General features: G+C 39.8%; 15 protein-coding genes and 1 rRNA gene. All 16 read right to left on the reverse strand.

Features of this window, described 5'->3' with window-relative positions; all coding sequences use genetic code 11:
• Positions 1–160, reverse strand: a 16S ribosomal RNA gene (locus tag DW915_RS15190); the annotation flags it as partial.
• 592 nt (positions 161–752) lie between these two features.
• On the reverse strand, positions 753–1,985 hold the full coding sequence (locus DW915_RS15195) for an ABC transporter permease (RefSeq protein ID WP_022463285.1): 1,233 nt from the start codon (positions 1,983–1,985) through the stop codon (positions 753–755).
• Positions 1,986–2,009: 24 nt separating this feature from the next.
• Positions 2,010–2,675, reverse strand: coding sequence for an ABC transporter ATP-binding protein (locus DW915_RS15200; protein WP_022463284.1), 666 nt, complete (start codon positions 2,673–2,675; stop codon positions 2,010–2,012).
• 21 nt (positions 2,676–2,696) lie between these two features.
• On the reverse strand, positions 2,697–3,242 hold the full coding sequence (locus DW915_RS15205) for an ATP-binding cassette domain-containing protein (RefSeq protein ID WP_118742421.1): 546 nt from the start codon (positions 3,240–3,242) through the stop codon (positions 2,697–2,699).
• A 198-nt stretch (positions 3,243–3,440) separates the two neighbouring features.
• Entirely contained in the window at positions 3,441–3,953 is a 513-nt protein-coding gene (locus DW915_RS15210; RefSeq protein ID WP_022463282.1) for an ABC transporter transmembrane domain-containing protein, read from the reverse strand.
• A gap of 20 nt (positions 3,954–3,973) precedes the next feature.
• On the reverse strand, positions 3,974–4,867 hold the full coding sequence (locus DW915_RS15215) for a leucine-rich repeat domain-containing protein (protein ID WP_022463281.1): 894 nt from the start codon (positions 4,865–4,867) through the stop codon (positions 3,974–3,976).
• Between the two features lie 6 nt (positions 4,868–4,873).
• The gene (locus tag DW915_RS15220; protein ID WP_158554998.1) at positions 4,874–6,283 is read right to left on the reverse strand and encodes an ABC transporter permease; all 1,410 of its coding nucleotides are present in this window, start codon (positions 6,281–6,283) and stop codon (positions 4,874–4,876) included.
• A gap of 260 nt (positions 6,284–6,543) precedes the next feature.
• Entirely contained in the window at positions 6,544–7,110 is a 567-nt protein-coding gene (locus DW915_RS15225; RefSeq protein WP_118742422.1) for a hypothetical protein, read from the reverse strand.
• A gap of 71 nt (positions 7,111–7,181) precedes the next feature.
• Positions 7,182–7,343, reverse strand: coding sequence for a hypothetical protein (locus DW915_RS15825; RefSeq protein ID WP_158581079.1), 162 nt, complete (start codon positions 7,341–7,343; stop codon positions 7,182–7,184).
• A gap of 336 nt (positions 7,344–7,679) precedes the next feature.
• Positions 7,680–8,870 (reverse strand): site-specific integrase, encoded by a 1,191-nt coding sequence (locus tag DW915_RS15230; RefSeq protein WP_003062094.1) that lies wholly within the window; start codon positions 8,868–8,870, stop codon positions 7,680–7,682.
• Between the two features lie 77 nt (positions 8,871–8,947).
• Positions 8,948–9,151, reverse strand: coding sequence for an excisionase (locus DW915_RS15235; protein ID WP_002322728.1), 204 nt, complete (start codon positions 9,149–9,151; stop codon positions 8,948–8,950).
• 373 nt (positions 9,152–9,524) lie between these two features.
• Positions 9,525–9,779 carry a helix-turn-helix domain-containing protein gene (locus tag DW915_RS15245; protein WP_002322727.1) on the reverse strand — a complete coding sequence of 85 codons (255 nt, stop codon included), beginning with the start codon at positions 9,777–9,779 and terminating at the stop codon, positions 9,525–9,527.
• Between the two features lie 3 nt (positions 9,780–9,782).
• Positions 9,783–10,202, reverse strand: coding sequence for an RNA polymerase sigma factor (locus DW915_RS15250; RefSeq protein WP_003061815.1), 420 nt, complete (start codon positions 10,200–10,202; stop codon positions 9,783–9,785).
• A gap of 98 nt (positions 10,203–10,300) precedes the next feature.
• Positions 10,301–11,836 (reverse strand): IS66-like element ISRob1 family transposase, encoded by a 1,536-nt coding sequence (locus DW915_RS15255; protein ID WP_055267960.1) that lies wholly within the window; start codon positions 11,834–11,836, stop codon positions 10,301–10,303.
• 66 nt (positions 11,837–11,902) lie between these two features.
• Positions 11,903–12,253 carry an IS66 family insertion sequence element accessory protein TnpB gene (tnpB, locus tag DW915_RS15260; protein WP_158526524.1) on the reverse strand — a complete coding sequence of 117 codons (351 nt, stop codon included), beginning with the start codon at positions 12,251–12,253 and terminating at the stop codon, positions 11,903–11,905.
• Positions 12,254–12,267: 14 nt separating this feature from the next.
• Positions 12,268–12,666 (reverse strand): IS66 family insertion sequence element accessory protein TnpA, encoded by a 399-nt coding sequence (gene tnpA, locus DW915_RS15265; protein WP_005422927.1) that lies wholly within the window; start codon positions 12,664–12,666, stop codon positions 12,268–12,270.
• Between the last annotated feature and the right edge of the window lie 115 nt (positions 12,667–12,781).

Genomic DNA, 12,781 nt, shown 5'->3' on the forward strand with positions numbered 1-12,781 from the left:
ATCCCCCGGTATGGGGCAGGTCACCCACGCGTTACTCACCCGTCCGCCGCTCAGTCAATCAAGTTTCATCCGAAGAATCTTCTTAACTGCTTCGCTCGACTTGCATGTGTTAAGCACGCCGCCAGCGTTCATCCTGAGCCAGGATCAAACTCTCTGATAAAATGTGCGCGTTTAGAAATTCACGTGCTTGCACAGGCGAATTTTACGCGTTCATCTTGCAAGCTTCGCTTGCGAGATTTGTTCCAAGTTCAAAATCAACATACTAGCTAATTTATCCCTTTTACTGTTTTAAAGGATCTTTCGATCGTTTTGAATTACTTATTCAGAACTTTCGAGGATGTGTTTCACTGTTTAATTATCAAGGATCTCTGCCGTTCCGACTCGGATCAGCTCATTTATTTTATCACATAGCTTTTCGTTTGTCAAGAACTTTTTTAATCTATTTTTCGAAGCTCTTCCGAACTTCTTTGCTGTTCTTTCGATCAGCAACTCGTTTATTTTATCAAACTCATCTGCTTTTGTCAAGAACTTTTTTCAAGTTTTTTGAAGCAGTTTTGACAACCCGCGGCAGCCACCCGGCTCCGAACTAGGTTTTTCTGTTTCAAAAGAACTCATTCACTGCAGCTCTCGCTGACAGCTTAGTTATAATAACACCCCCGAAAGCAAAAGTCAACACCTTTTTTCGAATTTTCTTATTTTTAGAAAAATACGGTCAATTCTGCATATTCAGTATTTTATCTGACTATTTTTTTTTACTCCATCATCAAAATCTTTTTCGGCTGATATCGTACAATCTGGTATACCATAACCATAGAAGAAGCCAGCACAACCCCCATTCCACAAAGATACAATATTATAATCTGCTGTGTCTTAATTGCAGCCTGCACACCGTTCGAAAGATCTACAGCTATTTTTATCACATTCGCCAAAGGATAAGAAAAAATTACCCCCGCTGTAATTGCCAGCAATACCGGGCAAAAAGATTCCATCAACATCTGCAGCATAATCCGCATCTTTGTTTCTCCAACAGAAAGAAGAATGCCAATCTCAAACATGCGATCCCGCAAATTCATAAGAATCAAAAAACTTAATGTGATAGTTCCAAGGATCACGGAAACTATCACCATGAGATTCGAAATCCCTGCCAGGCTCTTCAGGCTGTCGGCCACCGCTTTATAAGCTGAAACATTTACCGTATAGTCCATATCATATTCTTCTTTGATATATTCCGGCATTTTTTTCGCATCTTCAGCAAACGCTCTTCCTTCTTCCGGGTCCTTCAACTGCAATGTAATTTCTTTTACATTATCATTTTCATTCATCTCATAAACTGGTGTATCCAGGGTATAGATAGCATTTGCTGGGTTATTATATACCGCATTTCCACTGTAAGCTGCCTCGTTCGTACTGTAAATACCACTGATTTTAAATGTATACCGCTCCTTTGTGTATGGTGAAAGAACAGCTATGGTATCTCCTATTCCCAGTCCATTCCGTTCCGCAATCCCATCACTGACTACCGCTTCTTCTGCATTCTGCGGTACATGTCCCGAAATCAGTGTAACTACAGAAGAAACAGAACTAAAATACTCGACAGGATCAGATGATCCCTCCACATAAATATTTTCTGTTCCATTTTCTTCCTGTCCGTCCATAATTTCAGCTGTAAAGTTATCCGCCAGAGCAGCTGTCACCGTATTACAGCTGCCAAACCGAATTCTTTCATCAGCGCAGAGTTCCAAATATTTTTGATGTGAAATCGAATTCACACCGCGCGGCTCTTCACTGTATATCTGACGCTCATTCGATACAAGCACGCTTCCTCCGATGCTCGTCCGAATCTCCCATATCCGTTCCCGACTTGCCGCGCGGATACATAAGCCAAACAGGATCAGGATGGATAAAATCAGGAAACTTAAAAACATCAGAATTGTATTTTTTTTATGATAGGAAATACTGCGAAATGCTCTTTTGATCCAGTTCATAAAAACTTTCCCTCCCCCCCATGTTTAATCCTGCAATTTTTTCTTTTCCAGCCGTACCACCACATCTGCCTCCGCGGCAAATGCTTCCGAATGTGTAACTGCTATTACACATTTCTTATCTTCATGAGCCAGCTCTTTGAAAATTTTCACAATGCCAGCCGCCGTATCAACGTCCAGATTTCCCGTCGGCTCATCCGCAAGAATCACCTCTGCATTTGTCGAAATCGCACGCGCAATCGCTACGCGCTGCTGTTCGCCTCCTGAAAGTTTATTGATATTGCGTTTCATCTGATCTTCTGTAATTCCCATTCGTGTCAGAAGTTCCCGCGCCCGTTCTTTTTTGTTTTTAATCGGATTTGACGTAATTTCCATTGCCGCCAGCACATTCTCCAGCGGGGTCAGATAAGGCAGCAGATTATACGCCTGAAACACAATTCCAATCTTGCTGTTTCGATATCTTGTATAGCCAATTTCCCGGATATCTTTTCCTTCAAAGCACACGCAGCCGCTCTTAGGTTCTTCCAGCGCACCCGCCAAAGTCAGCGTCGTTGTTTTCCCCGATCCAGAAGGACCAACAATCGTGTAAAGAGTACCCTTCTCAAATGAATAGCTGGCTTTATCCAAAATATCAATTCTCTTTCCGCCGCTCTCGTAAAAATAGCTTACCTCTTTTAATTCCAGTTCTGCCATATTGTTCCTTTCTACTATAATCTAGTCGCCTCTACATTTTTCCAGTTTATCATAATGATGTGTAATAAAAATCACAGATTTTTCCGGCATTTCTTCTGTTATAATTTTATAAAGATATTCATTGGCTTCTACATCAAATCCACTGGACGCTTCATCAAAAAGCATAACCGGCGCATCTTTCAATAGTGCCCGTGCAACCACAAGCTTTTGTCTTTCTCCTCCTGAAAGAAATGCTCCATCATCTCCTATTTGTGTTTTTTCTTTTTCTGGAAAACGTTGCAAGTATTTTTTCACGCCACTTTTCCTTAGTACCTCATTCAGTTTTTGTCTGTCTGCTTTCCCCTCCAAATCTATATTCTGCACAATGTCCCCCAAAAACAACGCTGATTTCTGACTCACAACAGAAAAAAGGCTTCGGTATTCTGATAATTTTAGCACTTTTATATTTTCACCATTACATAAAATTTCTCCTTCTTCCGGTTCATAAAATCGTAATAGTAATTCCAAAATTGTTGATTTTCCACTTCCATTTTTTTCCAATAATAGCCACTTTTTCTCCCGGCTCAAGTTTAAAAGATACTTTCTTTAACACTTCCCTATCCTTTGTATACTGAAATCTCACATTTTTAAATTCTAATATTGGCGAAATCTCTTTTTCCACTCTTTTACTTCCACTTCGTTCCTCTTCCATATTCAAAAATGTATAAAGTCGTTCAGCGGACGGTTTGACACTTGCAAAATGCATACGCAGATCAATTAAACTATTTACCGGTCTTGTAACATAAACAGTTCAGGACTCAACAGCATAAGTCCAGCAAGTCCACTAATTACACGAAAAACATACGAAAAGCTCATCACTACATATCTATCTGTCATAGACGCAACCTGAGATACATCGCATTGTAACATTTGCACTATTTCCATACTATTTTTCATTTGAAAATAATGTTTTTTTAAATGCAATAATTTTCGAAATACATTGCAATACAAGTTCTTATAGAATGAATTATGTATTTCTGCAAAAGTTTTTGCCTGCACAACTTCAATCATTAAATATACCAGCACACAAACAAATAAACCGGCTACTCCATTAACAATTTGGGGCATATTTTTTTCGAGTATTCCGATGTCTGTGATCTGTTTTATCAATAATGGTTGCAGAAATACAGTTACTGTAGAAACAATAGTGCTTATACTCAAAATACCTATTTCTTTTTTATATTTGAGTAACTCTTTTAAAAAATATAAACATTTATTATTCTCTATTATTTTCTTCATTGTTCACAAATATAATATTTTTAATCCTTTAAGCAAACACTGATTCCTATTAGTCCAACCATACACACCCCAAGAAATATGTCCATCCAGACTATTTTCCCACTTTGCTTTTCTCCACTCGAAGGAGCCTTAAAAAATACTTTTTCAAAGCCTGTATCATTTTTATCAAAATATTTTTGTCCTATAACCTCTTCTTTCGTTTCATTCTCCTTCTTCTCAAGCCAATACTGGATCGAAATTTCCTGCATTTCTTCACCACCATATTCGGCTCTTTGATTATCTTTTGCAAGTTCTTCCGCTATTTTTCCGCCAAAAATCTTCATCGCACTATCTTGACTTTCTTCATAGGGTTTTCCAGCTCCCAAAAATAAAAATTGTCCTACTTTCTCCACGCTATCTGGAATCCGTATTTTTGACAAAGAAGAGCAATACATAAAGGCATTATCACCAATGCTCTCTAAACCATCATAAAAATAAATCTGTGTGATTCTAGTTCCCTGAAATGCGCTTTTTCCTACCTTTTTTAGTGTTTTTGGCATTACAATGCTGATAAACCCAGCAGTTGTATCACTGTACTGACCATCTTCCGCAAAGGCAGATTCCCCGATTTCAACAATGCCTTCGGATATCTGCACTGCCCGAAGATCCGTTTTTCTCAAAAAGCAGGAATCTCCGATTCTCGTCACTTCTTTCCCACCTACTTCTTTCGGTGTGACAATCACGCTTTCCGTCCCGATATAGTTTCGTAAAGTTACAGTTTCATCTTCTTCCACGCTATACTGGTAATCTCCCTCTTGGAGCCAGTCTGCCTGTAGCGAAACCTGTGTCGTTCCAGATTCCACTGCAAAAACGTCTTCCCGCCATACCAGCACCAGAACCATCGCTACGATCATTATCATTCTTTTTTTCTTCATGAACACCTACTTTCTGTCCAGCAATATAGATGCCGGGCTTTCTCTAGTTATTTTGCCGACTTGCAGAATTAATATCAAAAGGAAAAGATCTAAAATACCAAGAATCATCCCCGTCATGATTTTCCAGTTCCACTCAATGGACAAATCCGTATCAACAGTTACTCCCGTTGATTCATACGCAGCTATTTCGCTTGTCGGGAGCGCGTTTTTAATATTTCCCGACAGATCTTCATTTTCCTGCTCCACTTTCTCAGCCTGATTCGAAATCATCCGATCTGCGAAATACTCTGCTGTTGGTGTCGCACACAGCGCCGCAAAAACCAGGGCAATCAAAACCGGAACCAAATTCTCCAAAACGAACTGTCCTAAAATCCTTTTTCTGTGTTCCCCCATCGAAAGTAAAATTCCAATCTCACGTTTTCGCCCTTTGACTGACAGGCTGGTCAGAATGCCGAACAGTAAAATTCCGGCAGTCACAAATCCTACGATCATATATCCTATCAGACGATTCAATTTTTCAACAGGTTTCGCAACCATCTCATACCATTCCTTGTTTCGAATCAACTGATAGGACCATTCTCCAGATTCCAAATCCTGCTGTGATATTACCATTGGCTTTACGCTGGAACGTATTCCATTTTCATCGGTCTGTACAACATCATCCACACTTCCTATTTTTATTTTGTTTTTTGTTTCTTCTATGAATGGTTCAACTGATTTTGTATCTTTCAAATAGACCGTAACTGTATTAAATCCCACATTTTGAATTTTTAATGCTTTCATAGAATACTCACAGAAAATATCCAGTGGAATAAAAATTAAATTATTGTGCCAGTCATTCACAACGGAATCGGACTGATAAACCTCTGGAGTTCTGTAAATGCCTCGAATTTTGAAACTAATTTCTTCCGGGGCACTTACTTTATAGTATTCGATCGTTCCCTGCTCCATTTTATATTTAACAGTATCGCCCACATGGAGATGATTTTTTTCGGCGTATTTTTCTCCTACCACAGCTTCATATTTGCCCCGTTCTCCGTAGCTCAGTCCGCTTCCTTCCACAATCCTGTAACCCTTTGCCAGAAAATAGGTATCGTATGCGCAGTCCAGTGTTCCAACAGCCGTCATCGTATACATGCCTGAATCTTTCAGATAACCTTTTAGGCGCTGTTGTGTCTCCTCGCTGATATATGTTTCCGTATCCACCGGATCAAGCCAATATGTTCCCGCTTCCATGGTGTACCCCTGAACATAATTGCTGTCAATGAACTTTTCTACGATTGCGGACGGGATCGCATATACAGTACATGATTTTCCAGCTTCTCCCTCGGCCGGCCCGCGCAGAGTAATAGAGTTGGCCAATGTTTCCTGTGCTCTTTTCACTTTATTTCCACTTGCAATTCCAATCATCAGCATAGAAAATATCGCCAGGAAAAGTACTAAAAACAGTATGATATACATCAATGTTTTCGCAGGAGTACTTCTTAATTTTCTGCTTGCTCTTTTCAACATATTCTTTCTTCCCCCTATATATTTCAAAATGCGACAAGCTTATGTTTAATTTTCAAGTGTCCAAATAATCCTATCGCTCAATTTTTCTATTTGAGAATCACTTTTAATATCAACAACTGATATTTTTTTCAAATGCTCAAAATCCCTTTCCTTGTCAATTAATTTTAAAAAACACATCTTTTTTTGTTCAAAACTCGCGACCACGCTTTATTATTCACAATCCCATTCCATTCCAATTCTTTTTCATAGATACATTTGTTTATATGATTCATAATAAATTTTTTTGCATCTTGGTATGAACCTTTTTTATTTTTCCTTAAATAACATATCAAAAGCACAGTAATAATCGGAGCTGCAAAACTATTTGATTTGTATTCTTTCCCAACAATCTTCTTTAAAACGTCATCAAAATTTAACTGTATCGAATTCATTTCCGAAAAAGGAAATGATTTAGACACCGAAATTTCTTTTTCCTGCAATTTAGCAATATAATTTCTTACCCCGAAAACCCCATCAAAGCATGCCGGCCATGTAGGAAAGTTTGTATTTGATAGCGCTGCACATAATATCATTTTATTAGAAACCATTTGTTTTATAATATTTTCTATCTTTTTTGCATCTATATAATTTGTTGTTCCAACACTCATATGCACAAGTTTTATCTTTTCTTTTAAGCACCATTCTAACGCCGCTTTGAATGAATCAATGCTACCTCTTTCCCCTGTTTCCATAATTTTTATAGAGATAAATTCTACCTCTGGGCAAAAATATTTGATGATACTATAACACTTATCGCCATGTGTTAGTTTATATCTCTTTCTAAACAGATTATCTTTTTTTCAGAATTGCACAAAACAACTTTTTTATTCTCATCAACATAGTATTCATTCTCACTCAGAAACAGCCCCCCTGCTGTCCCGTCATCTATAATTACATATTTTCCATCGTTTTTTTTATTTTTCATATGCAAATAGTCTTGTTCAGCTTTTCTTTTTCGTCTACATACTTACATTATATCTATATTTCTTCTTTTTTCAATGTGCTTTTTGTACATATTTTCAGTTTTTATTCATTATAAATTCACATAAATATTTTTTTCACAAAAACATGTAATTTTTTTTATATAAAAACTTACTAAATTTCTGATTATCTTTTCATAAGTTGGTAAATGCCGATATATCCCGTATTTTAGGGCTTTATCGGTATTTTCTTTTTGGAAGATACCTTGCATAAGCTGGCATTTACCAGCATGAAAATGCAACCAAAAGTAGTAAATGAGTAGTAAATATAAGCTCCGATATTAACAAGCCAGTCTTTCCAGTTCTGCTTTTGCAGATTGAAATGTACCGTGTGCATAATAGCCAAGTGTCATGGTTATGTTAGCGTGTCCCATAAGATATTGCAGGGTGTTTGGGTTCATTCCTCTGTTTGCCATATTCGTACAGTAAGTATGTCGGAATGAATGTGGTGTGATGTTCGGTAACTTGTCCGTGTGATACTTGTTATACTTCTTAATTAGTCCTCGCACCATGCCCTCATAGTTTCCTGCAACTTTAGGTAAGCCCTCACGGTTCAAGAATAGGAAATTGCTATAACCACCTACAATCAACGGTTGTGCCTTTCCTCTGTTCTTTAGTATTCTTTGGATTGCTTGATAAGCCCGTTCTGTCAATGGAAGTTCTCGTTTTCCGTTTTTGGTCTTTGGCGTTTCAATATAGTAGCCGATTTCGCTGTCTTTCAATAACTGGTGGTCTATATTGAGTATTCTGTTCTGCATATCAATATGCGTCGTTAGTCCGCAAAATTCAGAAATACGAAGTCCCGTTTCCAGCAGAAGCACAACCTCATCATAATACTTGCTGTAAATCTTATCCTTTTCCATAAAGGCAAGCAGGCGTTCTTCCTGCTCTGGTGTAAGGATAACTTTCTGCTCCGTATCATCTTCCAGAACATCACTTAGCTTAAATTCAAACGGGTTCTTTCTGATACAGTCGTCTTGTATCGCCATGTAAAATGACGCTTTCAAGGAACGCTTGTAGTTATCAATCGTTTTATAGGCGTATCCTTTTTCGCTCATTCTGATAGCCCATTCTTTAGCGTCCGACTGCTTAACAGTATCAATCGCCCTCATACCCAATGGGTCATTTTTCAGAGCGTTCATAAGATACTGTCGTCCTTTTTCAGTAGCCCTCTTGATGTTCTTTCTTTGGCTGTTCTTCTTGTCGTAGAGCTGGCAGACTGTCATTTTACCGCCTGCTGTATCGATACCGTCGTTAAGGTCTTTTTTAATCTGTGTTTCTTTTTCCCTCAACGATATATCATCACGCTTTCCAGCAGGTGTCTTGTCTGTCGGTACAAGTTTCCAAGAATAGATAAATTGTGGCTTTCCGTATATATCGGTATATTTATAAACGTATCTTCCGTCTTTTCGCTGGCTCTCTCCATTACGCAAATTGCGATTTTTACTGTCTTTTCGTTTTACATTAGACATAGTGTAAAGCTCCTTTCCGTCATGGAACGAGCCGTGATACGCTATATTTATTATACCATATCTACGGCTCAATGACATTAGATTTCGTCCAATGTATCTATGATTTTTTCAAATTGTTTTCGCTTAATCTGAATACGGTTGCCGTTCACGATAACCCAGCCAGCGTCAAGATTTTCTTCGGCTAATTTACGCAATTTCTTTTCGCCAATGCGGAAGTATTTGGACGCTTCTTCAACCGTCAGCGTATATTTTTCCCAAATAGGCACATCAGTATTGTTCATAATCTATGCACCCCCCTTTACTGTGTGTCGTTTTTTACAAGCAGGCAGACGGCTTTGGAAAGCTCCATTAGTATCTCAACTATTCCCATTCTTGTGGGCAGAACCGCACCATGCGGACGTATCATTATTCTGTGAGGATAGGTCGTGGCAAAACAACTTTTCCAACAGTCGCTCTCGGATCACTGCGTGGGTCGCTCGCTTTCTTTTGAAAAGGTCGTGGCGTACAGTCCCCGTGGCTCGCCATCTCACAAACGTATCTGTCTGCTTTATTCAGTTGTCAAAGAGCTGTGGTGAAAGCGTGTTGCTTTCATATAAAAGCAGGTGGCAGAGCAGGAAAGAGGGGGATATTAAATCATGCTCCGCTAAAAACTGCTTATTCTTCTGGTTCTAAGTCCATATCTTCAATATCAAAACCTAAAATCATTTTGATAAGTGCTTCTCTGATACGTCCTTTTAATTCCATATCTACAACGATATAAACATTGCCGTATTCATCATAAAGTGAACGCAAACAGCACTTTGATATATAAGGGTCATAAAATGCCAGTAATTTTTCAATCGCTTTTTCGTTTCCGTCCATAGCTGATGAAATCAAGTAATAAGACGGTTTCTTAAATAACTGTTTCATTTTCTAATGTTCCTCCTTGAGTATTTTTTTCATAGTTTCCAAAGCGTGATGTCGGTTTCTAAATACACCGCTTTGCGTGATTTTCTGCAAGTTGGCAATTTCACTTTCTGTCATTTCCAAGAAGTAATACATCAACAGAGTATTGCGTTTTCTTTCTGGAAGTTTCTTCAAGGCTTCTGCCAATTCATCATCAAGGACACGAATATCAATGCCACATACTGAAAAGATTGTATAATCTGTTTCGTAGTCGTCCCAAACAGCCATTTTATCAACAAGGACATCTGGCAATTCGCTGAAAGATATTTCTTTATTCTTACGACGGTTTAATTCCTTGTAATAATCTTTCACGACACTACGGACAACTTTCTTTAAACAACTTTCAAAACGACATTGAACTGTTTTCTGGAAGTCAGACGGTTTCATCAATCTCACCTCCTTTCCTTTATGATTTGAAAGTAAGCGTCAAATAAAACAGTGTATAGAAAAATAACCGTCAGCCTTTTATACTAAAAGGTCAACGGTTATCGACAGAATTCTTTTACAAGAGGATTCCAAGGCAGATAATCATCCAGATATTCAGGATGTTCAAGAAAAGCACTCCCCGGCATGTCGGACAGGATATATTTTATATATTTCATCGGGGCAAGCCCATTCGCTTTCGCTGTCTCTACCAGTGTATAGATTCCTGCACTGGCTTCCGCCCCTTTCGGACTGCCGGAGAACAGCCAGTTCTTTCTGCCGATCACAAAGGGACGGATACAGTTTTCCGCAAGCGAATTACTGATGGAACAATTCCCGTCTTCCAGATAATTCCAAAAACCTTCACGGTTATTTAAGGCGTAATGAAAAGCTTTTGAAAGTTTGGATTTCGGCAGCTCTCCGATGGCACTTTTTTCTGCCCATGACCAAAAAGCCTCGAGAAGCGGTTTCTCGCGGATAAGACGTTCTTTTTTCTTCTGATCAGGAGGGAGCGCCTCCAACTCTGACTCTATGTTAAAGAATTGATTCAGACGGAGGATTGCTTCCGCAGGTTTTGATGCTTCCGAATTATGGATGTCTTTTGGGAGCGCATCCACGAAAGCCCGGCGCAGATGCGTATAGCAAAGACATCTTTTTACTCCTGAAACTGCATTGTATCCAGAGTAAGCGTCTGTATGGATATAACCTTCATATTCCCTCAGAAACGCTTCCGGATATTTCCCGCTTCGTCCCGGCTGGTACTCGAAGTAGCGGATGGGATTTACAGCATCTCTGATGCTGCAGTAAACCCACATATAGGAATCGGACGTATTTTTCCGTCCCGGTTCTTTCAGCACCTGTACATGTGTTTCATCGATATGAAGGTATCTCTGTTTCAGAAGTTCCAGCTTCAGACGGTGGACGATGTGTACAAGCCAGTCCCGATAGACAACCAGAAGCCAGTTTGACATAGTCGCTCTGCTTAAACGTAATCCCAAAGCCTCCCATTCTTTTTCCTGTCTGTACAGCGGGATGCTTAATTCAAACTTCTGGTGGATGAGCCAGGTGATGGTAGATGCAGATGCCAGAGAATGCAGGACGGGAGGATATGGCACCGGAGCCTTCTCCATATAAGGAGTTCCGTTTTTCCGGCACGACCTGCATTCATACGTTTCCCGGTAATGGTCAATCACCTTGAGTTTTGCAGGGATAAACTGTACTTCCGTGCGGACGAATTCTTCCCCTACTTTCACCATCGTACTCCCGCAGTTATCGCATATCTGTTCCCTTTCATCTATGGTATGGAGTACTTTGCTGTGAGGGAGATTTTTTACCAGTTCTTCCCGCTGACCGGTGTACTTCCTTTTACGTAGGTGCTTCTCTATCTCAACAAGCTCCGGTTCGTGTGCATCAGGATCCGCACAGGTTTCGATTTCATTAAAAAGAGACATCTGCCCCTCGATTTCGAGAGTAGATGTCTTCTCGGATTTTGTTCCATAAAGTTTACGGGTCAGGAAATCAACCTGCTCTTTCAGGAGCCGGACCTGCTGTTCCAGTTCTTTGATATGATTTTTATACTCCTGTTCCGTAGCTGACATAACCTGAAAACCCTTTCGCTTCGATAGGATTATTATACCATAGAATCGCCAGATTTCCCAGCATTTCTAAGGATTTTCAGTATTTTCAGACTTATGCGGGAGCCATTTCTGAACCGCCTTTGGCTGCTCCGGGTTCAAACCTTCCAGAAGCCAGCGCAGCTGCTGATCAGAAATCTGTTTTGCTTCTTCGCCGGTCCGCGGCCATTGGAGACGTCCGTTTTCGTACCGTTTGTATAAAAGGCAGAAACCGTCTCCCTCGTAATGGACTGCTTTGATCCGGTCAGCCCTCTTTCCACAGAACAGGAATAAGGAATTGCTGTAAGGATCCAGTTTGAAGTTGTACTGGATGATATCCAGCAAGCCATTGAGCTGCTTCCTCATATCGGTGTAGCCGCATCGGATATAGATTTTCTCCACATGGGAAAGCTCTCCTAACATGACTGCACGGCTTTCAGAATGTTTTCCAGCATCTGGGCAGATGTGCCTTCATAAAGTTCCACTGTTATGGATCCGATATGAAGTATGGCTGCAGGAGTGGAACGGGAAATGTTTCTGTCCGGAAGTGAAAGCTCCGCAAACTCAGCCGGGGATTCCGTTAAAGCAGTTGACTGTTGGTCTGTACACATGTGGATGCCGTTTTTCTTGCGGGGCAGTTCTTCCAGGGCAAGCTTTCGAATTTTGGAAAGCCAGTAATAATAACTTTTCAAAGAGATATCGTGTTGTTCACACCAGATCTGATTTGTCAGTCCGGAGGCCCTGCATTGCCGTATTACATCCAGCCAGTATTGAAGTTTCACCTGTTTGTCTGGAGTCAAAGAAGAAAGATCCATAAGCCTGCTCCTTAGATTAGATTTAGAGTTTTTAGAGTCAACTCCCAAAACTCTAATCAATAGTTTACATGCAACAGCCAGAAATTTCGATACACCCTCTTATTGGACGCTTACA

Source organism: Blautia sp. AM42-2, from assembly GCF_003480245.1.
Lineage (GTDB): Bacteria > Bacillota > Clostridia > Lachnospirales > Lachnospiraceae > Fusicatenibacter > Fusicatenibacter saccharivorans.